Consider the following 26,279-nt stretch of genomic DNA (forward strand, 5'->3'; position numbering starts at 1 on the left):
TTATTGCACCTCAATAGCGGTTTGGTTTTGGATAAAGGATTGATAGTTTTCTATGTTAAAGCCCAGCAGCATATTGCCATTAGGTGCTGCTAGCAGTGGGCGTTTGATGATAGCCGGATGTTCTAACATCAGCATTTTTGCCGTTTGGGCATCGGTTATTCCAGCCCGCTGGGTGTCTGGCAGTTTGCGCCAAGTGGTGCCGCGCGTATTCAGCAACGCTTCCCATCCCAATGTATCGATAAAGCCTTGCAGGCGTTCGTCACTCAACCCATCCACGCGATAATCGTGGAAATGATAGGCAATACCTTGTTCATCGAGCCAGCGGCGGGCCTTTTTTATGGTGTCACAGTTTTTTATGCCATATAGCTTAAGCAAACTTTTTTGAGCATCATCAAACATGAAAAAATGTTACCTATATGTGTTAGTTCAGAACAATAACTTTTTGGCGATGATTTAGATCGCCAAGAGTCTAAGTTGGTTAGATACTTCGATGATAACGCAAGTTGCTACGACTTTGATCCCAAATATGAACTAATCATCGGGCGTAGGGTTAGAGTGCTTAAAATGAAATAGCGAACGCAGTAATTGTTTATCGTGTGCGGAGAAAATAATGAAAGAATTACCTAAAATAAATCAACTGAGAAATCTCAGGGCAGTTATACAGTATGGGAGTATCAGTGCTGCCTCTCAGGCTCTGTTTCAGACACAATCGACGATGACGCGTAGCATTCAAGAGCTTGAAAGGATCCTCGGTGTTTCTCTGCTCGCAAGAGGAACCAATGGTGTGATATTAACTGAGTTAGGCAGAATATTTGAACCTAGATTGAATTCCATGCTAAATGAGTTAGAACGGGCTATGGATGAATTACAACAAATTGAACACTCCTCACATGGGACTATTACCTTTGGATGTTCTCACCTTCCCGCTTATAGTATTGTCCCTGGCGTGATCAAAAAATTTCAAGAGCGTTATAGTGAAACTCGCATTACTGTTTCAGAGGGACAACTTTCAGAGAAAATTGACTCATTGCGTCTTAATCGGCTTGATTTTTACATGGGGGTCGTTTCGCCAGATATTTCATTGAATGACTTTATTGAAGAGCATTTAGCAACGATTAAATTCTCTGTTGTTGCTCGGAAAGGGCACCCACTTTCGCATTGTACCTCATTGAGTGAGTTAAAAAATGCCAAATGGTACCTACCTACTGCCAGTACAGGGTATTATAACGATATAGAGGAAATAATTTATCAAAATAAAGGGGAAGGGCACGGTTCTATCATTTTCGGTGATTCTCCTTCTATTGCTGAACAATTGGTATCAAATGAGGACTATTTATTTATTGCTCCTCGAACTATGCTTCTCATACCGCAATTCAAAGACCGCATATCTATCATTCCCATCAAAGAACAATTTCCTGACGGTACCTACAGCTTAGTCTACTCTAGAACGAAAAAGCTAACACCCGTTGCTTCAGCCCTCATTGATGAGTTGCGCCATTCCTTCTCTTTATTACTCAGAGAACAAGATCGCGAAGTTTAGCGACATGTAAGCCATTTCTTAGTGGGGTTTTTCATATAAAAGCCCCGCTATATTTGTTATTTAAATGAAAATAAAAATAATATCATATTGATTTTAATCAGTTATTTTTTGGTATGTGTTTTTTGCATCCCTATGAAAATAACATGATATCCATCACAATTATTATGTCATATAATTTAAATCAAGAAATGTCTTAGGAGGTTAAAATAAGCTCTAGTGACTTTAAGTGATCATTTACTTCTCCTTAAAAATTAAAATATTAATTTTAAAATGTATTCTTGTTTTTTTAAATAGCCAGAAAAATAAATAGGATGTCAAAATGAAGAATGTAACTATATTTAGTCAGCATGGTTTGGTTAGGTTTTACCTTAAGCAATTAATTGAGCGTTTTTCTCATGAAAATGGGCATCATTTAGAAATAAAAGTATTTCATTGTTTAAAAGAATTAGAGGGTGATTTGGAGGGCGGCAAAGGTGAAGTTATAATTGCTGATATGGATGGCTTGTCTAAATTGGATAAGTTTAGATTTGTCAAATTTAGCAAAATAAAAAGAAGGGAAGTGTTTATCTTTACTAAAGATAACCCGCTGTCTAGTGATTATATTGACTTAATGGCCGGGTCGCCGTCATTTATAATGAACAAATCAGAATCGCAAGATTATATTGAGAGATCTGTTTATAATTTCGTATTTAATCACAAGTTGTTTATGAAAAAAAACAACAAAATAGATGAGTCACAAGAAAATAGACTGACAAAGAGAGAGAATGATATTTTCGAACTCATGCTTTCAGGTCTTTCAAACAAAGACATATCAAAAAGATTATTTATTAGCGATAAAACAGTTTCAGTGCATAAGCAGAATATACACAAAAAATACCAGACTAAAAATTTGATTGAGCTCTATTTGAAAGTCAATTAAGTCATAAGTCACCTTGTATTCCTCAATATGCTCAAGTTCAAACAATGTGTATTATTCTTTACTGACGCAGCCATCCGGGCAGGGATGTGATGGTGCTACAGCACCCCACTCGCCAGCGATAACCTAAGGTTTTAGCCAATACGATCAAGATCAGCGGCATATTGGTGGATGGCTTTTTGATAAAGGCTAATATCCTGATGATTGGAGGTCTCAGCTAACAAAATTAGCAACGCCGCTACTGCCTCTTTGGTTTCCCCCAAATTATACAGCGTCATGGCACGAAACAAGGTTAGCTCTTTCGCTTGTGGAAAGATTGCCAACGCACGATCAAATGTCTCTAACGATTCCTGATATAACCCCAGCGCACGATAAGTACTCCCCAGCCCCAAATAAGCTTCCTGTAACTCTTTTCCTGCCAGATGGTGGTCAATGGCTGCACGATAGAAGGGAATCGCCTGTAATTCTAACCCTTGAATGTCATAAAGGGAGGCGATTTTATACATCAAACTGGCGTTATCAGGTGAGCTGCGCAGCAAATTCTGCGCCATTGTCACCGCGTCTTCATAGCGGCCCAGTTCTTTTAACGAATCAATGGAGTGTTTCATAGTTTCACGCTGTAATTTGAACAATAAGCAATTATCGTTATTAACAAGCAATTAACGTTACTAACAAGCAAGGAGTTAATGGAATCCGTTCTTTCGCCTAAATCCTCCGTTAAAGAGCACGCTACTCCGGAAATGTGTCGCTGGCAAGTGAAGTGCAATCGATCCATTCATCAATACGACTGTCATAACGAATAAGCCAGCATTTTATGCTGCTACCTAAGATTATCCTCGTGCGACGAATGCGTGTCGTCACAAAATACGAAGACAAAGAATTAACTTCATTGCTTAGCCATACATATTAACTATATGTTTATTTTTCGTTGCATAAATGAACATTGGAGTTAACGTTATGTTATGGAAAGTGAAAGCACTGATGATAGCGACCACCGCATTGGCGACTATTCCCGCCTTTGCTCAACTCCCCACCTATTACCCCACGGATTACCAAAACGTTATTGATGGCGCGAAAAAAGAAGGCAAAGTCGTGGTCTATGCCTCCACCGATATTAAAGCTGCTGCGCCTTTGATTAAAGGATTCGAAACCGCCTACCCAGGGATTAAAGTCGAATACAACGACATGAACAGTACTGAGTTGTACAACCGCTATATCAGTGAGCAGGCATCCGGTAGCCTCAGTGGTGACGTGGTGTGGAGTTCCTCGATGGATACGGCGCTGAAGCTGGCAACGGACTATGCGCAAGAGTACCTTTCTCCAGAGCAAGGGCAATTACCAGCTTGGGCTGTCTGGAAAAACAGTGCCTACGGTACCACCTACGAACCCGTGGTCTTTATCTACAACAAACGTTTGATTCCCGCAGCAGATGTGCCCACTACCCATGGTGCATTGGCTAAACTTATCGCAAGCCAACCCGATAAATTCAAAAAGAAAGTCACTACCTATGATATTGAAAAATCAGGTTTAGGTTTCATGCTATCCGTACAAGATTTCAAAGCTGATCCTCATTACTTTGCAACGCTGGCAGATATCGCAAAGGGGGGATTAACCGTGCAATCTTCAACTGGGACGATGATGGAAAGGGTGTCATCCGGTGAGAATTTGATTGGGTTTAATATCCTCGGTTCTTATGCGGAAACCCGCGCTAAAACCGATCCGTCGCTGGGGATCTCCTATCCTGAAGACTACACCTTGGTGCTGTCGCGCGTGACTTTTATCAGTAAAAATGCGACCAACAACAATGCTGCTAAGTTGTGGGTTAACTATGTACTATCAGAAGCAGGCCAAAACATTTTGGCTAACCAGTCAGACATTCCCTCCATACGCAATGATATCGAAGGCAGCAACGATATTGATGGTATGACCAAGAAGCTAGGAACTGCACTTAAACCTATCGCCGTTGATGAAAGCCTCTTGGAGTATATGGAGCAGGCTAAACGTCTCGATTACATCAAACAGTGGCGCACTGCCGCCGCAAAATAGGCATCCCCTGGGTACGTATCCTTGTCGCTACGTACCTTGATTTCACTGGTTTTATCATGGACTTTTAACCAACGGGACTCATTATGAGAGCATTGCGCAGAAAGTGGCAAAGCTTGCCGCGCGGCTTGGTCGTGCTGATAACAACACTGGTTATCTACGTACCACTGTCATTTATTGTGATTCAAAGTTTTCTCTCTGCCCCCTTTTTCTCGCCTTCCAAGGTATTCAGCTTTGAGGCCTTCCGCTTCATCTTTGCTGATCCCGATTTTTATAAAGCGCTAAAAAGTGGATTCATTCTGGCCTTCGGGCTAGTGGTCATCGCGATCCCATTAGGCGGCATTCTGGCCTTTTTGATGGTCAGGACTGACCTACCCGGCCGCCGTATCATTGAACCGCTGATTTTAGTGCCTATCTTTGTTTCGCCAATGGTATTGGGGTTTGGTTATGTCGTGGCGGCAGGGCCAGTCGGTTTCTTCTCTTTATGGGCGGAATCGCTGATAGGGTTTGTGCCTTGGAATATTTATGCGATGTCGAGCATCGTGGTGATTGCGGGTTTGACCCACGTTCCTCACGCCTATCTCTATATCTCATCGGCATTGCGCAGCGTCGGGTCTGATGTAGAAGAAGCGGCGCGTACGGCGGGAGCCACGCCTTTACAGGTGATGACCGCAGTGAGTTTGCCGATGGTGCGCCCTTCGATTTTGTATATCACCGTATTGCTATTTTTCCTCGGGTTGGAAGTGTTCGGGCTGATGTTGGTATTGGGTGATCCTGAAGGGAACTTGGTTTTGGCGACCTATCTCTACCAATTGACCAACAAGCTGGGCACGCCTTCTTACCATCTGATGGCTGCCGTCGCGGTGGTACTCATCTGCATTACTATTCCGCTAGTGATGTTACAGCGAGTCCTGATGCGCACGGCCAACCGTTTTGTCACGGTGAAAGGTAAAGCGTCTCAAGCACGGCTTTTACCGCTGGGGAAATGGCGCTGGATAGCCGGTGCTGTCGTGGCATTCTGGCTGACGGTCACCATTGGCGTGCCATTACTGGGGGTGGTACTTCGTGCCTTTGTCTCTAACTGGGGCATGGGGGTATCGCTGTGGGATGAACTGTCGCTCGACACGTTCCGCACCATCTGGCAGCAACCTAACTTGCTGCGGGCGATCGTTAACTCAATGGCGATTGGGGTGTTCGGTGGGGCTTTAGCCGTCATTTGCTATCTGTTTATTGGCATTGCGATGCACCGTAAACCGGATGGCGTGACACGTTTTCTCGATTACAGCGTGCTGGTGCCACGTGCGGTGCCGGGTCTGTTAGCGGGGTTAGCTTTCCTGTGGGTCTTCTTATTCCTACCGATGTGGCTAGATAACTCCTTAAAAGAAGGCTGGTTATCGGGGTTACCGATGTCGGAATGGTTGCGGGGGAATCTGGTGGTATGGTTGCGGTCCTTACGCAGTACCATTTTCAGTGTCTGGCTGGCGTATACCGTGGTGTGGATGGCTTATGGTTTGCGGTTGATTTCCTCAACCCTATTGCAAGTAGGGCCAGAATTGGAAGAGGCCGCGCGTAGCAATGGTGCCAGCCGCGGTCAGGTCACCCGTCATGTCACTATCCCATTAGCTCGCTATGGCCTGATTGGTTCATGGCTGCTGATGTTCCTGATTTTTGAGCGTGAATATTCCACTGGGGTTTATCTGCTCGCGCCGGGTACGGAAACCATTGGGTCGATGCTGGTTTCACTGTGGGCGGCAGGGGCGATTGATATCGTTGCCGCGCTCTCCTTTATCAATATCCTGCTGGTGGTATTGGGGTTGGGTATTGCATTGCGCTTTGGAGTAAAACTAAATGATTGAATTATCAGTTGATAACCTGCATCTCACCTATGGCGATAACCCAGTATTAAAAGGGGTATCGATGCAATTAAAGCGTGGTGAAGTCGTCTCGTTGCTGGGGCCGTCAGGGAGTGGAAAAACCACCTTGCTGCGTGCGGTAGCGGGTTTAGAAAAACCGAGTCAGGGCAATATCATCATTGGTGAAAACACGGTTTATGACGGCAAAATGAATCGTGAAATTCCAGCCGAAGAGCGCAATCTGGGATTGGTGTTTCAGTCGTATGCATTATGGCCGCATAAAACGGTGTTTGAGAACATTGCTTATCCGCTGAAATTGCGTAAAACGCCAGCGGCAGAAATCACCCAGCGAGTACAAGCGGTACTTGATCAGCTTGGGCTAGGGGCTTTGGGCCATCGTCATCCCCATCAGCTTTCGGGTGGGCAGCAGCAACGTGTGGCCATTGGTCGTGCGCTGGTCTACAACCCGCCGGTCATTCTGTTAGATGAGCCGTTATCGAATCTGGACGCCAAATTGCGCGAGGAGGCTCGAGTATTCCTGCGTGAGTTGATCATCAAACTCGGCCTGTCAGCGCTAATGGTCACCCACGATCAAAATGAGGCGATGGCAATCTCTGACCGTATTTTGCTGCTGAATAACGGAAAAATTGAGCAGCAGGGGACGCCACAGGAGATGTACGGTTCACCATCAACACTGTTTACAGCAGAATTTATGGGCAGCAACAACCGCTTACACGGCAAAGTCACCCAAGTCAGCGAAGGAAAAGCGCGAATCGAAGGAAAAGATTGGGTGTTGTGGGGAAGGGCGGGTGAAGGTGTGGTGGCGGGTCAAGAAGGGACAGCGGTGATTCGGGTTGAGCGCGTCAATCTGGCTGATGATCCGCAGGGTAATCAGCTTAATTTACCGTTGCTGACCAGCATGTATCTGGGCGATCGTTGGGAGTATCTGTTCCGCACCGCAGCCGATGATTTTGTCATTCGAGCCTATGGTGCACAGGTACGCCGTGAAGAACTGTGTTCGCTCTCTTTGCCGGCAGAGCATCTGTGGATTTTCCCCAAGGGATAGATCTGATTTGAGCTGATACTTTAGCGTCAGGCCTGCTATTGAACCAAGCAGGCCTTTTTTATTCCCCTTCATCTTTCAAACTGCAGCGGTGTTGGCTGTTCTCATGCGCCCGAATCACTGACTCATGTCAGCTCATCGGGACTTTCTCGCTGGCCGCCTTGCTGCATCTCGAAATCTTTCGGAGAATGGTGGCGCATCTTTCTATTTTGATTGTTCAAAAAACAAGCGTATAATGAGTCGCGATAATTAGAGAGGATGTTATGGTTGATTTTGAGTTAAGCACGTGGAAAGAGTTTATCGATGCTATGCTGCGTAAGGCATAAGCGAATAAACCGGCAGTAAGAGTTAATTTCTTTTTGTTGTTTTATCGATACATCTCCAGGGGCGAGTGATCGCTCGCAGAAGGCAGGGCCGTTTCGGTTTCTGCCTTTTTTATTCCCCTTTATCTTTCAAACTGCAGCGGTGTTGGCTGCACTCGTGCGCCCGAATCACTGACTGATGTCAGCTCATCGGGACTCTCTCGTTTGCCGCCTTGCTGCATCTCGAAATCTTTCGGGGAATCGCGGTGCCTCTTTCAAACTGCAGCGGTGTTGGCTGCGCTCGTACGCCCGAATCACTGACTGATGTCAGCTCATCGGGACTCTCTCGCTTGCCGCCTTGCTGCATCTCGAAATCTTTCGGGGAATTATTGTGGCATATCTTTCAAACTGCAGCGGTGTTGGCTGCACTCGTGCGCCCGAATCACTGACTGATGTCAGCTCATCGGGACTCTCTCGCTTGCCGCCTTGCTGCATCTCGAAATCTTTCGGGGAATTATTGTGGCATATCTTTCAAACTGCAGCGGTGTTGGCTGCACTCGTGCGCCCGAATCACTGACTGATGTCAGCTCATCGGAACTCTCTCGCTTGCCGCCTTTATTCCTTCGCGCGCGGTGGTCTGCCAGGGAAGCGGCGGCGAACCAGCACGAAGAACAGTGGCACAAAGAAAATCGCCAGCACGGTGGCTGAAATCATCCCCCCCATCACCCCTGTCCCGACCGCATGCTGACTACCTGAGCCCGCGCCTTGACTGATTGCCATGGGCAGAACGCCAAAAATAAACGCCAGTGACGTCATCAAAATAGGCCGCAACCGCTGACGTGAAGCCTCCAGTGTGGCCTCGACCAAATCCTTGCCTTTGTTGTTCAATTCATTGGCAAACTCAACAATCAAAATCGCGTTCTTTGCCGACAGCCCAATAATCGTCAGCAACCCCACTTGGAAATAAACATCATTCTCCAGCCCGCGCAGCCAAGTCGCCGCAACCGCACCTATCACCCCAAGCGGCACCACCAGCATAACGGAGAAAGGTATTGACCAACTCTCATACAATGCCGCCAGACACAAGAACACCACCAACAATGAAATCGCATACAGGGCAGGGGCTTGAGAGCCAGATAAACGCTCCTGATAAGACATACCCGTCCATTCCAAACCGAAGCCATTGGGTAACTGCTTCACCAAATCTTCCATCACATTCATCGCCGTACCAGTACTAACACCCGGCGCGGCCTCACCGACAATCTCTAACGCAGAGTAGCCGTTATAACGCTCTAGCCGTGGTGAACCATATTCCCAGCGGGTGGTAGAAAAGGCGGCGAAGGGCACCATGCCGCCACTTTTATTGCGCACATACCACTTGTTAACGTCTTCTGGCAGCATACGAGCCGTGGCTTCGGACTGCACATAAACCTTTTTCACCCGCCCACGATCAACAAAGTCATTCACGTAAGTCGACCCCCACGCGGTTTTCAGCGTGTTGTTGATATCATCCAGTGATACGCCCAGCGCTTGCGCTTTACGCTGATCGATATCTATCTGTAATTGTGGGCTATCGTCTAATCCGTTATGTCGTACCCGTGTCAACGCTGGGTCTTTCGTGGCCATTTGCAATAATTGGTCACGGGCGGCCATCAACTTATCGTGGCCTAAACCGCCGTGATCTTGCAGTTCCATATCAAAACCTGAGGAACCGCCTAAGCCTGAAATAGCAGGGGGGCTACTGACCGACACCCGAGCTTCGGTGATTTTGTTAAACGCTTTGGTGGCACGTTCAATAATGGCAAAGGAGGAGTCGTCACTACTCTTGCGCTCACTCCAATCCGATAGTCTGATAAAGAGTCGCGCCACGTTCTGGCCGTTACCGCCGGGGCCGGAACCCACCGTTGAAAACACCGACAGCACATTCTCTTTTTCAGCGGTTAGGAAATAGTTTTCCACCTTCTCAACTACTTTAAGCGTCTGTTGTTGGGTAGAACCGACAGGAAGCTGAACCTGTGCCATAAACACGCCGCGATCTTCCAACGGTAAGAATGAGGTGGGTAATTTGACAAACAGCAACGCCAATCCACCCAGCAACAGTAAATACAGCAGCATATAACGCAGGCTGTGGTGCAAGACACGGGCTACACCGCGCTCGTAACGATGGGCGCTACGATCAAACATGCGGTTAAACCAGCCGAAGAAACCGCGTTTGGCATGATGATGCCCCGGTTTGATGGGCTTGAGCATGGTGGCACAAAGCGCCGGTGTCAGGATCAGTGCCACCAGAACCGAGAGCACCATGGCTGAGACGATGGTAATAGAGAACTGGCGGTAAATCGCCCCAGTGGTGCCACCGAAGAAGGCCATTGGAATGAAGACGGCCGACAGCACCAAGGCAATCCCGACTAATGCGCCTTGGATTTGCCCCATAGACTTACGCGTTGCTTCGCGTGGGTCTAGCCCTTCCTCACTCATCACTCGCTCGACGTTCTCCACCACCACGATGGCGTCATCAACCAACAATCCAATGGCGAGTACGATGGCAAATAGGGTTAACGTATTAATACTAAAGCCAAATGCCGATAGGATGGCGAAAGTCCCTAGCAATACCACGGGTACGGCAATGGTGGGGATCAGGGTGGCGCGGAAGTTTTGTAAGAACAAGTACATGACCAAGAAAACCAGCAACACCGCTTCTACCAGTGTTTTGACCACATCCTTAATGGAGGCTTTCACGAACGGGGTGGTTTCATAAGCAATTTTGGCTTCCAGCCCATGAGGGAAGAAGGGGGCCAGTTCAGCTAATCTTGCTTTAACCAGTGCGTCGGTTTGTAACTCATTCGCCCCTGAAGCCAGTTTGATACTCATACCGGATGCGGCTTGCCCGTTAAAACGACTGAGATAATCATATTTTTCGGCACCCAATTCGACTTTTGCCACATCACCCAAGGTCACCAGCGAACCATCCTGATTGACCCGCAGTGTAATTTCTCGAAATTGTTCGGGTGTCTGCAATTGGGATTGTGCATTGATAGTGGCGTTCAAGGCTTGATTGTCGACCGACGGCGTTCCACCTAATTGACCGACAGCGATCTGGCTATTTTGTGATTGAATCGCGCTGACAATATCTTGCGTAGTGAGCTGATAATTATTGAGTTTGTTGGGGTCTAGCCAGATACGCATGGCATATTGTGAACCAAAAGCATCAATGCTCCCCACCCCTTCGATTCGGCTCAGGGGATCTTGCAGGTTACTGGCAACATAGTCGGCAATATCCTGTTTATCCATGCTGCCATCAGTGGAAACAAACGCCACCATCATCAAGGTGTTATCGCCGGACTTTGATACGGAAACGCCTTGCTGCTGCACATCTTGCGGCAGTTTTTTGATGGCAGATTGCAACTGATTCTGGACTTGCTGCATGGCTTCGTTTGGGTCGGTGCCCGCCTGAAACGTCAAGGTAATGGATGCGCTACCGGAGTTGCTGCTCTGCGAGGACATATACAGCAGATTATCCAAGCCCGTCATGCTTTGCTCGATGACCTGCGTGACGGTATTTTCCAGTGTTTGTGCAGAAGCACCGGGATAGGAGGCACTGATGCGTACATTGGGCGGTGCCAGATTGGGGTATTGCTCAACCGGCAAGGTTGAGATAGCCAATGCCCCAGTAAGACACATAATTATCGCCAATACCCAAGCAAATATCGGGCGGTCGATGAAAAAATTTGCCATGCAGTGCCAGCCTCTATTAGGAAAGAAATTATTTGCAGCAGAATCAACTCTGCACTCTACCTGTGAATGCTGAAGGAAACGTGAAGAAAATATGGAGAACCTGTAAAAAACATCAAGAACACTGAGTTAATTTACGCAGAGGCAAAAAAGAGTGATAAACAGGTCTTTTTTGGGCTATCAAGTAGACTCAATAGCAGTCACTCAATTTAGGAAGCGGTATGGAACTCAATCCGGTATTTGCTCGTCGTCTCTATCTGTGTTGGCTTATTAGCAGCCATGACTCAATGAATGTTCCTCGTTTGATGGAACTAACCGGCTGGCCGCGGCGCACATTGCAAGATGTCTTAAAGGCGCTACCCAGTTTGGGTATCACGCTAACGTTTGTGCAGGATGGTATTCGAAATAATGCGGGCTATTACCAGCTAGAGAGTTGGGGGCCGCTGAACAAAAAATGGATCAATGATCACCATGATTTCATCTTGGCGGCCATTCAATAGCCTTGCGGCTAGAGAATAGTAGAGCAGTGATAAGTGAGCGGGGCGGCTACGCGTATTTTTTACTTTCTAAAAACATGATGGTTGCTGCCACACGCGAACGCACATTTAATTTACGCAATAAATTACGAATGTGTACTTTTACCGTTTCTTCCGAAATGTGCAGTTCAAAGGCCACCTGCTTATTGGACATGCCCCGCGCCACTTCTTGTAGCACATCTAATTCACGTTCAGTTAATTCAGAGAAAGGATTAATTTGCTCGTGACGAGAAGATAAATATTGGGAGACTTCATCACTGAATACTTTTTCACCTTGCGCTGCTTGGCGAATATTCTCCAGCAATATTTCAGGTTCGCTGTCTTTCAGCAGATAACCATCTGCACCCGCATCAATCATGGCGTACACATCATTGCGAGCATCAGAAACGGTCAAGACAATAATTCGCGCATCAATACCTTCATTGCGCAACGTTTTTAAGGTATCCAGCCCTGACATGCCCTTCATATTAAGATCGAGCAGAATGACATCCGGTTGGTACTTCGCGGCTTCAATAATGGCATCGCTGCCGCATTTGGCTTCCGACACGACATCGAAGCTACTATCTAACTCAAGGAGTTGGCGAATACCCCGGCGCATAAGCGGATGATCATCAACGATCATAATAGTGTGACATTTAGTCATAATAAGGATGTCCCTGTAACCGAAAAAACACTTATACCTTTCTTAACGTAGCATCGCCGTGGTGAGCGACACTGATTGATCCCGCGCACTAAAACTTAAGTTTGCTTTTCGGGGACCCTTTGCTGGCTGATAACCTGCAATGCCAATGATAAAAGATATAAATATAGGTTGTTAATTAGTGGCTATTTTGTAACTGCTGATCATTTTGGTCGCTAATGAAGGCGTTTACGCTAGCCATCACTGTTAGCTGACTTATGTTGTAAGTGTACCGCAGTCTGAGTGAGTTTCCTGTGATAACTCTCCCCGTAGTATAAGAGTGTTCCGATAGGAACTCTATTTTTACATATAAGAACTGAGGCGATTGTTTGCAAGCATCAGCCATTGTTATTGAATGAAAGTTTTCTACCAGAGGAAAAATCGACCTAATTATCATATTGATTTGATAGTCATTCTCATTAACTCAATCGTTATATAAATAAAGAAATAACGCAAATAGATTTATTAGTGATAAATCAGGCAAATAACCACTAAATTAATTGATCCTGCTCAATATCTACTATCGTTTAACTCTAAAGAGTAATTATTTTATTACCCATTATTCTGTATTTAGTACGTCAACACTGGGTAGCACCTTCATTACTATAAATAAGAATAATTATCATCAACGCAATATTAAGCGTCAGGTGTTAAACGAATCATCTCTATCGCTCACGCGGATGCGCCAGTAGGTATTAAGGATGTCAGCATGACTGATTTATCACGGCGTAAATTATTGACCGGCTCTTGGCGAGCAGACAAACAACAAATGACTGTTTTTCGCCCTCCCTGGTCTGTAATGGAGGCAAATTTTATTGCGGGTTGTACCCGATGCCATGCCTGCGTGACCGCCTGCGAAACCGGCGTATTGATGGTGGGCAGTGGTGGTTTCCCCGAAATAGATTTTCAGCGTGCGGAATGCAGTTTTTGCCAAGCTTGCGCGCACGCGTGTGAAGCCGATGTTTTTACCTCATCAGAACTGGCGCCTTGGTCACTTAAAATCAACATTTCAGACCTTTGTTTGCCTTTTCACCATGTTGAATGCCGTAGCTGTCAGGACAGTTGTGAAACACAAGCGATTAAATTCCGCCCACGCCTGAATGGTATCGCTCAGCCTGAACTCGATTTACCCGCGTGTACGGGATGTGGTGCCTGCCTATCCAGTTGCCCTGTTCAGGCTGTAACCCTCACTCGGAGTGATGATGGACGATAAAGAGTGGCATGTATGCGGATTAGTCTTGCAAGCCAAACCCGCGCGATTTGCGCAGTTGACTGAGAGTTTGCTCGCAATTCCGAATACAGAAATACCGACCAGTGATGCCACACAAGGCAAGCTGGTGGTGGTGATGCAGGCAGCGCGCTCAGACGTGCTCCTGAAATATATTGAGTCAGCACGTAATCTGGATGGTGTGCTGGCTGTATCGCTGGTTTATCACCAGCAGGATCAGCAAGGTGAGGAAATGCCATGAAACTCAGTCGCCGGGATTTTATGAAGGCCAATGCTGCGGTCGCCGCAGCTGCCGCAGCCGGATTGACCATACCCACGGTCGCGAAAGCCGTCGTGGGCGAGACATCAAATGCAATAAAATGGGATAAAGCACCTTGCCGATTCTGTGGTACTGGCTGTGGTGTCTTAGTGGGAACGCAAAATGGCCGCATTGTGGCCTCGCAAGGTGACCCTGATTCACCGGTCAATCGCGGGTTGAACTGCGTAAAAGGCTATTTCCTGCCCAAAATCATGTACGGCAAAGACCGTCTGACCCAGCCGCTACTCCGCATGAAAGACGGCCAATACGATAAAGAAGGCGATTTCACCCCTGTCAGTTGGGAAAAAGCCTTTGATATCATGGAACTGAAATTCAAAAATGCGCTGAAGGAAAAAGGCCCAACGGCGGTTGGGATGTTCGGTTCCGGCCAGTGGACCGTCTGGGAAGGTTATGCCGCCTCAAAATTACTGAAAGCAGGCTTCCGCTCTAACAACTTAGATCCTAATGCTCGTCACTGTATGGCTTCCTCCGTGGTGGGCTTTATGCGTACCTTTGGCATGGATGAGCCAATGGGTTGTTACGATGATATTGAAGAAGCAGATGCCTTTGTGCTCTGGGGCTCCAATATGGCGGAAATGCACCCGGTTTTATGGTCACGTATGACCAGCCGCCGCCTCACCAACGACAATGTCAGAATCGCCGTGCTCTCCACCTATGAACACCGGAGCTTTGAGCTGGCAGACAACCCGATGGTCTTCACTCCGCAGACGGATTTGGCGATCATGAATTACATCGCCAATTACATCATTCAAAACAATGCTGTTGATCAAGCCTTCCTTGACCGCCATGTGAATTTCCGTCGTGGCGCGACCGATATCGGCTACGGCTTACGGCCAACGCATCCATTAGAAAAAGCGGCCAAAAACCCAGGCAGTGATGCCTCCGAACCGATGAGCTTTGATGATTTCAAAGCCTTTGTCGCGGAATACACCCTCGAAAAAGCCGCTAAAATGAGCGGTGTGCCGGAAGACCAATTAGAGTCGCTGGCTAAGCTGTACGCTGATCCGAACGTAAAATTAGTGTCTTATTGGACCATGGGATTCAACCAGCACACTCGCGGTGTGTGGGCCAATAACATGTGCTACAACCTGCATCTGTTAACCGGCAAGATTTCTAAACCGGGTTCTGGGCCTTTCTCTCTGACGGGTCAGCCTTCCGCGTGTGGTACGGCTCGTGAAGTGGGGACGTTCTCTCACCGCTTGCCAGCAGATATGGTTGTCACCAACGAAAAGCACCGCCAGATTGCCGAAACCAAATGGCAACTTCCCGCAGGGACTATCCCCGAAAAAGTGGGGCTGCATGCGGTGGCGCAAGACCGTGCACTGAAAGACGGTACCCTCAATGCCTATTGGGTCATGTGCAACAACAACATGCAGGCTGGCCCGAATATCAACGAAGATCGTATGCCGGGCTGGCGCGACCCGCGCAACTTTATTGTCGTTTCTGACCCTTACCCGACAATCAGTGCGCTGTCGGCTGACCTTATCCTGCCGACGGCAATGTGGGTAGAGAAAGAGGGCGCTTACGGTAATGCGGAGCGTCGCACGCAGTTCTGGCGTCAGCAAGTGCCAGCACCGGGTGAAGCAAAATCCGATTTGTGGCAGATGGTGGAGTTTGCGAAACGCTTTAAAGTGGAAGAGGTTTGGCCTGCCGAGTTGCTGAACAAAAAACCAGAATATCGCGGTAAGACACTGTATGACGTGCTCTATGCCAACAACGTGGTGAATAAGTACCCGCTGAATGAAATCCCTGCTGATCAGCTTAATGATGAAGCACGCGATTTCGGCTTCTACATTCAAAAAGGGCTGTTTGAAGAGTACGCCGATTTTGGTCGTGGTCATGGCCACGATTTGGCGCCTTTCGATCGCTACCATCAGGAACGCGGTCTGCGCTGGCCGGTCGTGAATGGCAAAGAAACGCTGTGGCGTTACCGCGAAGGCTTCGATCCTTTCGTTCCGAAGGGCGAGGAAGTGCGCTTCTATGGCAAGCCGGACGGTAAAGCCGTGATATTCGCGCTGCCTTACGAACCGGCAGCCGAAAGCCCGGATGAAGAATACGATCTGTGGCTCTCCACGGGGCGCGTACTGGAACATTGGCACACCGGCTCAATGACCCGCCGCGTACCTGAGTTACACCGTGCGTTCCCAGAAGCTGTGCTCTTTATTCACCCACTAGATGCCAAAGCCCGCGATTTACGCCGTGGCGATAAAGTCAAAGTGATTTCACGCCGTGGTGAAGTGATTTCGCTGGTGGAAACCCGTGGCCGTAACCGCCCGCCGCAAGGTCTGGTGTATATGCCATTCTTCGACGCCGCGCAGTTAGTGAATAACCTGACGCTGGACGCGACCGATCCGTTATCCAAAGAAACTGACTTTAAAAAATGTGCAGTGAAATTGGCGCGAGTCGTGGCGTGATAGGCTGCTCGCCCTGCGGGGCGAGTGTTGCCACTTACTGATAATAATATCCAGGGAAGCTCAGGCAAAGACGCTGTCTTTCAGGAGGAAGTCATGAATAGCACCATGTTTAAATCATTCAACCGCCGGTTTTTATCGATAGTATCGCTGTTGGCGGTATTGGTGATGGCCGGGGCGGTCAACGCGGCCAGCAATGTCGAGATGGACTTATCCCAATCACCGGAAGTGTCTGGCACGAAAGAAGGCGCGGTGAAAATGCCAAAACAACAACAACGGATGGCGCTGAACTATGTTAACCAGCCACCGATGATCCCCCACAGTGTGGATGGCTACCAAGTCAGCAAAAATACCAACCGCTGCCTGCAATGCCACGGTGTTGAGCATTACCGCACCACCGGCGCACCGCGTGTTAGCCCGACCCACTTCATTGACCGCGATGGCAGAGTGTCGAGTGAAGTCTCTCCACGTCGCTATTTCTGTCTGCAATGCCATGTACCGCAAACCGATGCTGCACCTATTGTCGGTAACAGCTTCCAACCCGCTCCTGGTTTTGGTCAATAACCCAGGTATGACTTTGAGATTAGCGATGAGAGAGGCCAGTGATGAGTGAAACGAAAAAGCCGGGTGTTATCCGCCGGATATGGCAGTGGTGGCGTCGGCCAAGCCGACTGGCACTCGGAACTTTACTGCTGATTGGCTTTGTCAGTGGCATCATTTTCTGGGGCGGCTTTAATACCGGTATGGAGATGGCGAATACCGAGAAGTTCTGTATTAGCTGCCATGAAATGAAAGACAACGTTTATCAGGAATATATGGGCACCATTCACTACAGCAACCGCAGTGGTGTAAAGGCAACCTGCCCAGATTGCCATGTACCCCATGAGTGGGGGCCAAAAATGGTGCGTAAAATCAAGGCCAGTAAAGAGTTGTACGCCAAGACAATCGGCTTGATTAATACTCCACAGAAGTTCGAGGCACACCGCCTGACCATGGCCGAAAGTGAATGGGCGAGGATGAAAGCCAACAACTCGCAAGAGTGCCGTAACTGCCATAACTTCGACAATATGGATTTCACCGCGCAGAAAACCGTGGCGGCGAAAATGCACAGTAAGGCGATTACCGAAGGCAAGACCTGTATCGACTGCCATAAAGGGATCGCCCATAAATTGCCGGACATGAAGACGGTACCGACCGGCTTTTAATTCCCTGCGTCCTTGATGCGACGGGATAAATAAAATCGTGCTGAAATGCCTTGTGGACGTGATGTCGACAAGGCATTTTTTATTGCAATATCGAACAGTGCCTCACATAGTAAGGCTGGGTAAGAACCGCGAAATGATATCGATTTGGGCAACGATTGATCATTTATACCGTTACATTTAGAGAAGAAGCGCCATGTCAGTCAAAATAGACAATATTCAGAGTGAAGTTTTATCTAAGAATTGGTTCAAACTCCATAAATATACCTTTGATTTAATCACTGAAGATGGCACCAGGGTACAGCAAATTCGCGAAGTGTATGACCGAGGGAATGGCGCGACCATCCTGCTGTATAACCGCGAAAAAGGCACCGTGCTATTGATCAACCAGTTCCGCATGCCTACCTACGTGAATGGCAACCCAACCGGTATGTTGCTAGAAACCTGCGCCGGATTATTGGATGACGATTCACCGGAAGAGTGCATTCGCCGCGAGGCCATGGAAGAAACCGGCTACCAGATAGATAAGGTGCAAAAGCTGTTCGAAGCCTATATGTCACCCGGTGGCGTCACCGAAATTATTCATTTCTTTGCTGCTGAATATCATCCAGACCAGAAAATCACCGATGATCTCGGCGTTGAAGATGAAGTCATTGATCTCGTCGAACTGCCCTTCACCGAGGCGCTTGCCATGGTGGCCGATGGGCGGATTAAGGATGGGAAGACGATTATGTTGTTGCAGTACGCCTCTCTTGCTGCCTTGCTGCAACGCCAATGACTTTGGGGAAGGGTTGTCGTCCTTGGCGTTCCCCGAACACTGATAATCCCGCGAATTGTTGATATTCCCTTTTGATTGCTAAGTAAATTCCCTGATTGATGCAAAAATGTTATGCAGAGTATGCCCTAGTTCATAGTTTGTGCTAAATGACTCACTATACTGGTTCTGCTCTTGGTCATACCACCTCAAAGCATAAAAGCAAAAGGGAACCTACAATGGACGAACAATTGAAACAGAGTGCACTTGATTTCCACCAATTCCCCACACCAGGGAAGATTCAAGTGTCACCCACCAAACCGCTCGCGACCCAACGGGATTTGGCGCTGGCATACTCTCCCGGCGTGGCAGCCCCTTGTTTGGAAATTGCGGCTGATCCTTCTGCCGCCTACAAATACACGGCGCGTGGCAATTTGGTTGCCGTCATTTCCAACGGTACAGCCGTGCTGGGGCTTGGGAATATTGGCGCGCTAGCCGGTAAACCGGTGATGGAAGGCAAAGGCGTTCTGTTTAAAAAATTCTCCGGCGTCGATGTCTTTGATATCGAAATCGATGAACACGATCCTGACAAACTGATTGATATTATCGCCTCGCTGGAACCGACTTTTGGCGGCATCAATCTGGAAGATATCAAAGCACCCGAGTGTTTTTATATTGAGCAGAAATTACGTGAGCGCATGAAGATCCCCGTATTCCATGATGACCAGCATGGTACTGCGATTATCTGTACCGCTGCGGTGCTCAATGGCTTGCGGGTGGTGAATAAAGACATCAGCGATGTAAAACTGGTGGTATCTGGAGCGGGTGCCGCGTCAATTGCGTGTCTAAACCTGCTGGTTGCGTTGGGATTAAAACATCACAACATCACTGTTTGCGATTCTAAAGGCGTGATCTATAAGGGCCGTGAAGCCAATATGGCGGAAACCAAAGCCGTTTACGCCATTGAGGATAAAGGCCAGCGCACGTTGGGTGATGCCATGCCGGGCGCGGATATTTTCCTCGGCTGTTCCGGCCCAGGCGTCCTCACCCAAGACATGGTAAAAACCATGGCAGCTAGCCCACTGATTCTGGCGCTGGCGAACCCAGAGCCTGAAATTTTGCCGCCACTGGCAAAAGCAGTGCGCCCAGATGCGATCATCTGCACCGGTCGTTCGGATTACCCGAATCAGGTCAATAACGTTCTCTGCTTCCCGTTTATCTTCCGTGGCGCGCTCGATGTGGGTGCCACCACCATTAACGAAGAGATGAAACTGGCTTGTGTGCATGCCATTGCTGACTTAGCACTGGCTGAGCAGAGTGATGTGGTGGCATCAGCCTATGGTGAGCAAGATCTTTCCTTTGGCCCTGAATACATTATTCCGAAACCATTCGATCCCCGTCTGATTGTCAAAATTGCGCCCGCTGTCGCCAAAGCCGCGATGGATTCCGGTGTCGCAACGCGACCTATCACTGACTTTAATGCGTACATAGAAAAACTGACGGAATTCGTCTACAAAACCAACCTGTTTATGAAGCCGATCTTCTCGCAAGCGAAGAAAGAGATGAAACGGGTCGTGTTGGCGGAAGGGGAAGAAGAGCGCGTACTGCACGCGACCCAAGAGCTGATTTCGCAAGGGCTGGCTTACCCTATCTTGATTGGCCGTCCAGGTGTGATTGAAACTCGCCTGAAGAAATTGGGCCTGCAAATTGCCATCGGGACAGATTTCGAAGTGGTCAACAATGAGTCTGACCCGCGCTTTAACGAATATTGGCATGAATACTATCAAATCATGAAGCGCCGTGGTGTCTCGCAGGAACAGGCTCGTCGTGCCGTGATTGGCAATCCGACGCTGATTGGAGCCATCATGGTGCATCGCGGCGAAGCTGACGCGATGATTTGCGGCACAATTGGTACCTATCATGAACATTATGATGTGGTCGAGAAAGTGTTTGGCTTCCGCGAGGGTGCTCATGTGGCGGGGGCAATGAATGCGCTGTTACTGCCAAGCGGTAACACCTTTATTGCTGATACTTACGTGAACGATGATCCTACCCCTGAGCAGTTGGCGGAGATCACCTTAATGGCAGCGGAAACCGTGCGCCGCTTCGGTATCGAGCCGAAAGTTGCATTGTTATCTCACTCCAGCTTTGGCTCTTCTGATTGTCCAGCCGCGCGTAAAATGCGCCGGACATTGGAACTGGTTAATCAGATGGCCCCAGAACTGGAAATTGACGGTGAGATGCATGGCGATGCGGCGTTAGTGGAAAGTATCCGTCATAACCTGATGCCGGACAGCCCATTGAAAGGGGCGGCAAATATTCTGATTATGCCGAATATGGAAGCGGCACGAATCAGTTATAACCTGCTGCGTGTGACCTCTTCGGAAGGCGTGACTGTTGGGCCAGTATTAATGGGCGTCTCAAAACCGATTCATATTTTGACGCAGATTGCCTCGGTGCGGCGTATCGTCAATATGGTGGCGTTAGCCGTGGTGGAGGCGCAAACCCAGCCGTTGTAATTACGCGTTGCTCCATTCAGTCAGTTAACAAAAACCCGCCTTGTGCGGGTTGAGATAGCTGACAAGGTGCTCATTGCGGAGAGGACAAATAGATCGTAAAGACGCCGTAAAATCATCCCTGATGGCGCGGACGCTTTACTCTTCTACCTGTCCTCACCGTTCCAGACCGAGTCATCGGTATTGGTCAGCAGTCTGAACCCGCCTTGTGCGGGTTTTTTCTTTGCGGATAAACCTTTCTTTCAGCGAGCTTTGCGGGCCTGCTGTAGCCACTTATCTAATTCATTGGCAAATTGCTGACGATCCCGCTGATTAAGGGTATTGGGGCCACCGGTCTGAATGCCGCTCGCGCGCATGGTGTCCATAAAGTCACGCATATTCAAACGCTCACGGATGGTATCTGGGGTGTAGCGCTCACCGCGCGGATTGAGCGCAATACCGCCTTTTTCAATCACCTCGGCTGCCAATGGAATATCAGCTGTAATCACCAGATCGTCTTTTTCCACCCGCTGCACAATCTCGTTATCGGCAACGTCAAAGCCAGAAGCGACCTGCAAAGTACGAATAAACTTTGAAGGCGGCGTTTTTAGCGGCTGGTTTGCCACCAGTGTCACCATCATGCCGGTACGATCCGCGGCGCGAAACAGCACCTCTTTAATCACATTCGGACAGGCATCCGCATCAACCCAAATTTGCATCAGTGATGTTCTCCTACAGCCAGCCAATCTTTGACCGGCAGAAAATCACGGCACAATGCCGCTTCTGCGCTATCGGCCTCTGGCTGATAATTATATTCCCAGCGCACCAATGGCGGCAGAGACATCAAAATAGACTCGGTGCGTCCACCCGTTTGCAGGCCAAATAGCGTACCGCGATCCCAAACCAGATTAAATTCAACGTATCTGCCACGGCGATAAAGCTGGAACTGACGTTCACGTTCCCCCCAGCTTAATGTTTTGCGGCGCTCAACAATGGGCAAATAAGCGTCGAGGAAGCCATCACCGACCGCCTGCGTGAAGCGGAAACAGGTGTCAAAATCGGGGCTATTGAGATCATCGAAGAATAAGCCGCCAATACCTCGGGCTTCGTTACGGTGCTTAATAAAGAAGTACTCATCGCACCATTTTTTATAGCGTGGATAAACCTGTTCACCAAAGGGTTGGCAAAGCTGATGGGCGGTTTGATGCCAGTGAACGGCATCCTCCGTAAAACCATAAAATGGCGTTAAATCAAAGCCGCCACCAAACCACCAAACCGGATCTTCGCCGGGTTTCTCGGCAATAAAGAAACGCACATTCGCATGGCTGGTAGGCAGATAAGGGCTAAGGGGGTGGATAACCAGCGATACCCCAAGTGCCTGAAAGCTCCGGCCAGCTAATTCGGGGCGATGCGCAGTGGCTGATGCCGGTAATGTCGCGCCAGAAACATGGGAAAAGTTAACCCCCGCTTGCTCAAATACCGCACCCTTTACCAACACGCGGCTACGACCGCCACCCCCTTCTTCACGGGTCCAGTTCTCTTCTGTGAAGGTTGCACTGCCATCCGCAGCAGCCAAGGCAACACAGATTTTATCCTGTAAATCGAGCAGATAGGTTTTGATTTGGGCGATATCGGGTAAATTCATTAGCGGGGTTCTACTTGTGACCTAGAAATGTTCAGGGGCTAAGTATACCTCGATCTCCCTTGATTGTTGTACCGTCAGTGTGGATTAATCCCCTCAGTAGGCCTTTCTGACTTGAAGTGACAAGGGGTTAGCTGTAATCGTCATTATTTTGGGTATAATCAAAACGTCCATTTTATTCAACGGTGCGAACATCCATGGAAATCCGCGTATTTCAGCAAGACGATTTTGAAGAGGTAATTCTGCTGTGGGAGCATTGCGACTTGCTGCGGCCTTGGAACGATCCGGAAATGGATATTGAACGTAAGCTGAATCATGATCCCGAGTTGTTTTTAGTTGCCGAGGTCAGCGGGGCAATCGTCGGCTCAGTGATGGGCGGTTATGACGGGCACCGTGGCTCGGCTTATTATCTGGGGGTCCACCCTGATTTCCGTGGCCGTGGCTTTGCCAATGCGCTGATCAGCCGCCTCGAGAAAAAGCTCATTGCCCGCGGCTGCCCGAAACTCAATATCATGGTGCGCGAAGATAATGACGCGGTGATCGGCATGTATGAAAAACTCGATTACGAAACCCAAGATAGCATCATGCTGGGCAAGCGGCTGATTGTGGATCAGGAGTATTAATCTCGTCTGATACGCTATAACTCTAAACGCCATTTCAATGCGTCATAGCTAGGCGCATCTATTTTATTACTTGGCCCCGATCTACCTACCTCTGGCAGTTAATACCCCAACTGGCGATGTGCTGAACCATCGTATCGCCAAATTTATGATGTCTTTTTAGCGAGAGCTTTTGCTGAAATTGATATTCTATTTTTCGCATAATTAAATGTGAAAATATTCTGTAGGACTGTCATTTTAATTAACTTCCCTCGTGATATAGTCAAATTCAATTCGTTTTACCCAAAAGACCAACAGCGATTTTAATTAATCGATTTTTTGAATTTATCTTTCTAATTTTTATGAATTAGATGGTTTTATATAACGGGGAAGTATTATCTTATGCGCAAAATAACTTATTTATTCACAACATTAGCTATTGCTCTGAGCACAGTCGCACTTTCTGCTAATGCAGCACCGAAAGGTAAAGATGCAGACGTCACGATTTTAGTCTCTGCATTATCATACAGCTTCCCACATTTTGTTTTTCTACAAGAACAACTTGAAGATGAAGCTCAAAAATTAGGGCATGTAAAAATCATTCGCTCTGATGGTCAATTAAGCGCGCCGAAACAAATTGCTGATATTGAAGCGGCAATTGTTCAAGGGGTTGATGGCATTATTATTGCACCCGCGGATGCAACGGCATTAGCGCCGGTATTACGTACTGCAATTAAAGAAGGTATTTCGGTCGTGACGATTGACCGTCCCGTTAATGGCGTACCTGAAGTGATTGCGAATGTGGCGGCAGATAATTTAATTGGGGCGCAACACCAAGGGGAGGCAGTCGCGAAATTATTCCCTCAAGGGGCCACCATTATTAATTTGCAGGGTATCCCAGGGGATAAAACGGCTAATGACCGTAGTAAAGGGGTGCATGACGCTTTAGACAAACATCCTGAGCTGTACAAATTTGTTGCTGAGCAAACAGCCCGCTTTAACCGTGACCAAGGTTTATCGGTCACCGAAAACCTATTAACCGGTTTGGCGACGCCACCAACCGTGATCGTGGCAGGCAATGACGACAGCGCATTGGGTGCGGCTCAAGCAGTTGAAGCACGCGGCCTGAAGGGCAAGATTGCTATCTTTGGTTACGATGGCTCAACGGATGCATTGAAAGCGGTACGTGATGGCGTGATCACGGCCACTGTCGATCAGTATCCGGGGAAACAAGGCCGTGAAGCGGTCAAAATTCTAACCGATTACATCCGTACTGGCGCACGTCCAGCAACAGCAGACGTATTAGTCAGCCCGGTGGCAATTACCCGTGAAAACCTAAATGATGCAGAACGCATTGGGCTTGTAAAATAATGTCACTCGATACTCTATCATTATCTTCACATCCTGATTCTTTGGCGGGGGATCAGGATAGAGATGAATATATTAGTGTCCGGAATCTGACTAAATCATTTTTTGGTCAGACCGTGCTCGATAGTGTCTCTTTTTCTTTGCAAACCGGAGAAATAAGAGCGCTATTAGGGGAGAATGGCGCGGGTAAATCGACACTGATTAATCTATTAAGCGGCGTACATCAGCCGGATAGTGGCCATATTATATTGCAAGGCCGAGAAATATCATTTAATCAACCACTGGATGCGTGGAAGTCCGGTATTACAACTATTCATCAGGAATTTAGCCTTTTCCCTGATTTAACTGTCGCTGAAACTATTTTTGCTGGGCATCTACCGGTTAATCGGTTTGGCTTTATTCGTTGGAATGCAATTAATAATGATGCGCGCCAAGTATTGGCATTGCTGGGTGTATCGATTAATCCATCACGGCGAATTGCTGAATTAAGTATTGCAGAACAGCAGTTGGTTGAAATTGCGCGGGCATTAACGTCTAAACCTCGCTTAATTATTATGGATGAGCCAACGGCGGCATTAAGCCCAACAGAAGTCGAAAAATTAAAACAGGTAGTACGTACCATTGCAGCCAGCGGTGTTGCGGTTATTTATGTCAGCCATCGGCTAGAAGAAATTAAATCCTTATGTGAAACCTACACAGTATTACGGGATGGTCAACTGGTGGGGCAGGGGGCGGTTGAGGATGTCTCCATTGACCACTTGGTTCGACTCATGGTGGGGCGTGATTTAGCGGATGTTGACCACGGGGCGCGTGGCGACACCGGAAGCACCATCCTAGAAGTTGAAAATCTGTCGAGTGTGGGAGTGGGTGCCGATCGCGTCAGCGTACGCAAGGTCAGTTTTACGGTGAAAGCCGGCGAAATTGTTGGGTTTGCGGGGTTAGTGGGCGCAGGCAGAACGGAAATTGCTCGGCTGATATTTGGTGCTGACCCAATCGGCAGCGGCACATTGCGTCTTCAGGGGAAGACTTACCGCCCATCCTCTCCCCGAGATGCGATTGCTGCCGGTATCGGTTTAGTGCCAGAAGATCGCAAGCAACAAGCGTTATTTATGTCTCTGACGGTAGAAGAAAATTTCGCGATCATTCATTCACCTACGCGCACGGCACGCCAATTTATTGATCGTCAACGTGAGCGTCTCGCCTTTCTCGATTTCAAAAAGCAGCTCAACCTGCGCGCTGTCAGCCTTGAGGCAAAAATCGCCACGCTGTCAGGGGGCAATCAACAAAAGGTGGTGCTGGCTCGCTGGATGGCGCAGCACCCAGTGCTATTGATTGTCGATGAACCGACGCGTGGAGTGGATATCGCCGCCAAAGCGGACGTCCATCGTTTGCTACGTGACATGGCGGCAAAAGGCGTGGCGATTATTTTGATCTCCTCTGATTTACCTGAAGTCCTGGCGGTCAGTGACCGCATTCTCACGCTGCACGCGGGCCAATTAACGGGCGAATTGTCGGCGCATGAAGCCAATGAAGAGAACGTCATGCAATTGATGACGCGCCATATTCCGCAAGTGTGACTTAATTTATTGGATTAGAG

At 48.2% G+C, this 26,279-nt stretch carries 22 protein-coding genes; 16 read left to right on the top strand and 6 right to left on the bottom strand.

Annotated features, from left to right (window positions below; genetic code table 11):
• Positions 1 to 399: an ArsC family reductase gene (locus DA391_RS06145; protein WP_050286278.1), complete on the bottom strand. Its 399-nt coding sequence runs from the start codon at positions 397 to 399 to the stop codon at positions 1 to 3.
• Between the two features lie 211 nt (positions 400 to 610).
• Between DA391_RS06145 and DA391_RS06150 the strand changes: the two genes are divergently transcribed.
• Both DA391_RS06150 and DA391_RS06155 read left to right on the top strand, forming a co-directional pair.
• On the top strand, positions 611 to 1,540 hold the full coding sequence (locus DA391_RS06150) for a LysR substrate-binding domain-containing protein (protein WP_050081871.1): 930 nt from the start codon (positions 611 to 613) through the stop codon (positions 1,538 to 1,540).
• A gap of 319 nt (positions 1,541 to 1,859) precedes the next feature.
• Positions 1,860 to 2,459, top strand: coding sequence for a response regulator transcription factor (locus DA391_RS06155; RefSeq protein ID WP_108087458.1), 600 nt, complete (start codon positions 1,860 to 1,862; stop codon positions 2,457 to 2,459).
• A gap of 131 nt (positions 2,460 to 2,590) precedes the next feature.
• On the opposite strand, the gene DA391_RS06160 is transcribed toward DA391_RS06155, so the two are convergent.
• Positions 2,591 to 3,064, bottom strand: a complete 474-nt coding sequence (locus DA391_RS06160; RefSeq protein ID WP_050286311.1) for a tetratricopeptide repeat protein — start codon at positions 3,062 to 3,064, stop codon at positions 2,591 to 2,593.
• Between the two features lie 349 nt (positions 3,065 to 3,413).
• Between DA391_RS06160 and DA391_RS06165 the strand changes: the two genes are divergently transcribed.
• The 3 genes from DA391_RS06165 to DA391_RS06175 all read left to right on the top strand — a co-directional run bounded on the left by DA391_RS06165 (position 3,414) and on the right by DA391_RS06175 (position 7,418).
• A complete protein-coding gene (locus DA391_RS06165; protein ID WP_050081867.1) occupies positions 3,414 to 4,502 on the top strand; it encodes an ABC transporter substrate-binding protein in 1,089 nt (362 codons plus the stop codon).
• A gap of 83 nt (positions 4,503 to 4,585) precedes the next feature.
• Positions 4,586 to 6,355, top strand: coding sequence for an ABC transporter permease (locus tag DA391_RS06170; RefSeq protein ID WP_050081866.1), 1,770 nt, complete (start codon positions 4,586 to 4,588; stop codon positions 6,353 to 6,355).
• A complete protein-coding gene (locus tag DA391_RS06175) occupies positions 6,348 to 7,418 on the top strand; it encodes an ABC transporter ATP-binding protein (RefSeq protein WP_050286280.1) in 1,071 nt (356 codons plus the stop codon). Before DA391_RS06170 ends, DA391_RS06175 begins: the two co-directional genes overlap by 8 nt.
• A gap of 914 nt (positions 7,419 to 8,332) precedes the next feature.
• Here DA391_RS06175 and acrD read toward each other — a convergent pair.
• Positions 8,333 to 11,452, bottom strand: a complete 3,120-nt coding sequence (gene acrD / locus DA391_RS06185; protein WP_108087459.1) for a multidrug efflux RND transporter permease AcrD — start codon at positions 11,450 to 11,452, stop codon at positions 8,333 to 8,335.
• Between the two features lie 218 nt (positions 11,453 to 11,670).
• Here acrD and DA391_RS06190 point away from each other — a divergent pair, with 218 nt between their 5' ends.
• Positions 11,671 to 11,949 carry a winged helix-turn-helix domain-containing protein gene (locus tag DA391_RS06190; RefSeq protein ID WP_057645763.1) on the top strand — a complete coding sequence of 93 codons (279 nt, stop codon included), beginning with the start codon at positions 11,671 to 11,673 and terminating at the stop codon, positions 11,947 to 11,949.
• 46 nt (positions 11,950 to 11,995) lie between these two features.
• Here DA391_RS06190 and DA391_RS06195 read toward each other — a convergent pair whose 3' ends face one another.
• Positions 11,996 to 12,628: a response regulator gene (locus DA391_RS06195; RefSeq protein ID WP_050083477.1), complete on the bottom strand. Its 633-nt coding sequence runs from the start codon at positions 12,626 to 12,628 to the stop codon at positions 11,996 to 11,998.
• 745 nt (positions 12,629 to 13,373) lie between these two features.
• On the opposite strand from DA391_RS06195, the gene napF reads away from it, so the two are divergent.
• The 7 genes from napF (at position 13,374) to maeB (ending at position 21,097) form a co-directional block, all read left to right on the top strand.
• Positions 13,374 to 13,877: a ferredoxin-type protein NapF gene (napF, locus tag DA391_RS06200; RefSeq protein WP_108087460.1), complete on the top strand. Its 504-nt coding sequence runs from the start codon at positions 13,374 to 13,376 to the stop codon at positions 13,875 to 13,877.
• Complete coding sequence (gene napD, locus DA391_RS06205) at positions 13,867 to 14,133, top strand: chaperone NapD (RefSeq protein ID WP_019212075.1); 267 nt, start codon at positions 13,867 to 13,869, stop codon at positions 14,131 to 14,133. The genes napF and napD overlap by 11 nt, the downstream gene beginning before the upstream one ends.
• A complete protein-coding gene (gene napA / locus DA391_RS06210; protein ID WP_050083475.1) occupies positions 14,130 to 16,625 on the top strand; it encodes a nitrate reductase catalytic subunit NapA in 2,496 nt (831 codons plus the stop codon). The genes napD and napA overlap by 4 nt, the downstream gene beginning before the upstream one ends.
• Before the next feature lie 93 nt (positions 16,626 to 16,718).
• Positions 16,719 to 17,186 (top strand): nitrate reductase cytochrome c-type subunit, encoded by a 468-nt coding sequence (gene napB / locus DA391_RS06215; RefSeq protein WP_050083474.1) that lies wholly within the window; start codon positions 16,719 to 16,721, stop codon positions 17,184 to 17,186.
• 41 nt (positions 17,187 to 17,227) lie between these two features.
• The gene (gene napC / locus DA391_RS06220; RefSeq protein ID WP_019212072.1) at positions 17,228 to 17,827 is read left to right on the top strand and encodes a cytochrome c-type protein NapC; all 600 of its coding nucleotides are present in this window, start codon (positions 17,228 to 17,230) and stop codon (positions 17,825 to 17,827) included.
• A 193-nt stretch (positions 17,828 to 18,020) separates the two neighbouring features.
• Positions 18,021 to 18,602, top strand: coding sequence for a GDP-mannose pyrophosphatase NudK (gene nudK, locus DA391_RS06225; protein WP_108087461.1), 582 nt, complete (start codon positions 18,021 to 18,023; stop codon positions 18,600 to 18,602).
• 215 nt (positions 18,603 to 18,817) lie between these two features.
• The gene (maeB, locus tag DA391_RS06230; protein ID WP_050083472.1) at positions 18,818 to 21,097 is read left to right on the top strand and encodes an NADP-dependent oxaloacetate-decarboxylating malate dehydrogenase; all 2,280 of its coding nucleotides are present in this window, start codon (positions 18,818 to 18,820) and stop codon (positions 21,095 to 21,097) included.
• Positions 21,098 to 21,336: 239 nt separating this feature from the next.
• On the opposite strand, the gene DA391_RS06235 is transcribed toward maeB, so the two are convergent.
• Positions 21,337 to 21,792, bottom strand: coding sequence for a YaiI/YqxD family protein (locus DA391_RS06235; RefSeq protein WP_049607490.1), 456 nt, complete (start codon positions 21,790 to 21,792; stop codon positions 21,337 to 21,339).
• Complete coding sequence (gene hemF, locus DA391_RS06240) at positions 21,792 to 22,718, bottom strand: oxygen-dependent coproporphyrinogen oxidase (protein WP_050083471.1); 927 nt, start codon at positions 22,716 to 22,718, stop codon at positions 21,792 to 21,794. Before hemF ends, DA391_RS06235 begins: the two co-directional genes overlap by 1 nt.
• A gap of 194 nt (positions 22,719 to 22,912) precedes the next feature.
• Here hemF and DA391_RS06245 point away from each other — a divergent pair, with 194 nt between their 5' ends.
• The 3 genes from DA391_RS06245 (at position 22,913) to DA391_RS06255 (ending at position 26,259) form a co-directional block, all read left to right on the top strand.
• Positions 22,913 to 23,338, top strand: coding sequence for a GNAT family acetyltransferase (locus DA391_RS06245; protein ID WP_019212067.1), 426 nt, complete (start codon positions 22,913 to 22,915; stop codon positions 23,336 to 23,338).
• A 378-nt stretch (positions 23,339 to 23,716) separates the two neighbouring features.
• Positions 23,717 to 24,685, top strand: a complete 969-nt coding sequence (locus DA391_RS06250; protein WP_050083469.1) for a substrate-binding domain-containing protein — start codon at positions 23,717 to 23,719, stop codon at positions 24,683 to 24,685.
• Positions 24,685 to 26,259, top strand: coding sequence for a sugar ABC transporter ATP-binding protein (locus DA391_RS06255; RefSeq protein WP_240624793.1), 1,575 nt, complete (start codon positions 24,685 to 24,687; stop codon positions 26,257 to 26,259). Before DA391_RS06250 ends, DA391_RS06255 begins: the two co-directional genes overlap by 1 nt.
• Positions 26,260 to 26,279: the final 20 nt, after the last annotated feature.

The sequence above is a fragment of the Yersinia massiliensis genome (genome assembly GCF_003048255.1).
In the GTDB taxonomy this organism is placed as follows: Bacteria; Pseudomonadota; Gammaproteobacteria; order Enterobacterales; family Enterobacteriaceae; genus Yersinia; species Yersinia massiliensis_A.

What these genes read in the sequence shown, in the direction of transcription:
- DA391_RS06245 (WP_019212067.1), top strand. Translation starts at nt 22,913, where the DNA reads ATGGAAATCCGCGTATTTCAGCAAGACGATTTTGAAGAGGTAATTCTG.
- napA (WP_050083475.1), top strand. Translation starts at nt 14,130, where the DNA reads ATGAAACTCAGTCGCCGGGATTTTATGAAGGCCAATGCTGCGGTCGCC.
- DA391_RS06145 (WP_050286278.1), bottom strand. Translation starts at nt 399, where the DNA reads ATGTTTGATGATGCTCAAAAAAGTTTGCTTAAGCTATATGGCATAAAA.
- napF (WP_108087460.1), top strand. Translation starts at nt 13,374, where the DNA reads ATGACTGATTTATCACGGCGTAAATTATTGACCGGCTCTTGGCGAGCA.
- DA391_RS06150 (WP_050081871.1), top strand. Translation starts at nt 611, where the DNA reads ATGAAAGAATTACCTAAAATAAATCAACTGAGAAATCTCAGGGCAGTT.
- acrD (WP_108087459.1), bottom strand. Translation starts at nt 11,452, where the DNA reads ATGGCAAATTTTTTCATCGACCGCCCGATATTTGCTTGGGTATTGGCG.
- napC (WP_019212072.1), top strand. Translation starts at nt 17,228, where the DNA reads ATGAGTGAAACGAAAAAGCCGGGTGTTATCCGCCGGATATGGCAGTGG.
- DA391_RS06235 (WP_049607490.1), bottom strand. Translation starts at nt 21,792, where the DNA reads ATGCAAATTTGGGTTGATGCGGATGCCTGTCCGAATGTGATTAAAGAG.
- hemF (WP_050083471.1), bottom strand. Translation starts at nt 22,718, where the DNA reads ATGAATTTACCCGATATCGCCCAAATCAAAACCTATCTGCTCGATTTA.
- DA391_RS06195 (WP_050083477.1), bottom strand. Translation starts at nt 12,628, where the DNA reads ATGACTAAATGTCACACTATTATGATCGTTGATGATCATCCGCTTATG.
- napB (WP_050083474.1), top strand. Translation starts at nt 16,719, where the DNA reads ATGAATAGCACCATGTTTAAATCATTCAACCGCCGGTTTTTATCGATA.
- DA391_RS06155 (WP_108087458.1), top strand. Translation starts at nt 1,860, where the DNA reads ATGAAGAATGTAACTATATTTAGTCAGCATGGTTTGGTTAGGTTTTAC.
- napD (WP_019212075.1), top strand. Translation starts at nt 13,867, where the DNA reads ATGGACGATAAAGAGTGGCATGTATGCGGATTAGTCTTGCAAGCCAAA.
- DA391_RS06160 (WP_050286311.1), bottom strand. Translation starts at nt 3,064, where the DNA reads ATGAAACACTCCATTGATTCGTTAAAAGAACTGGGCCGCTATGAAGAC.
- DA391_RS06250 (WP_050083469.1), top strand. Translation starts at nt 23,717, where the DNA reads ATGCGCAAAATAACTTATTTATTCACAACATTAGCTATTGCTCTGAGC.
- DA391_RS06170 (WP_050081866.1), top strand. Translation starts at nt 4,586, where the DNA reads ATGAGAGCATTGCGCAGAAAGTGGCAAAGCTTGCCGCGCGGCTTGGTC.
- maeB (WP_050083472.1), top strand. Translation starts at nt 18,818, where the DNA reads ATGGACGAACAATTGAAACAGAGTGCACTTGATTTCCACCAATTCCCC.
- DA391_RS06255 (WP_240624793.1), top strand. Translation starts at nt 24,685, where the DNA reads ATGTCACTCGATACTCTATCATTATCTTCACATCCTGATTCTTTGGCG.
- nudK (WP_108087461.1), top strand. Translation starts at nt 18,021, where the DNA reads ATGTCAGTCAAAATAGACAATATTCAGAGTGAAGTTTTATCTAAGAAT.
- DA391_RS06190 (WP_057645763.1), top strand. Translation starts at nt 11,671, where the DNA reads ATGGAACTCAATCCGGTATTTGCTCGTCGTCTCTATCTGTGTTGGCTT.
- DA391_RS06165 (WP_050081867.1), top strand. Translation starts at nt 3,414, where the DNA reads ATGTTATGGAAAGTGAAAGCACTGATGATAGCGACCACCGCATTGGCG.
- DA391_RS06175 (WP_050286280.1), top strand. Translation starts at nt 6,348, where the DNA reads ATGATTGAATTATCAGTTGATAACCTGCATCTCACCTATGGCGATAAC.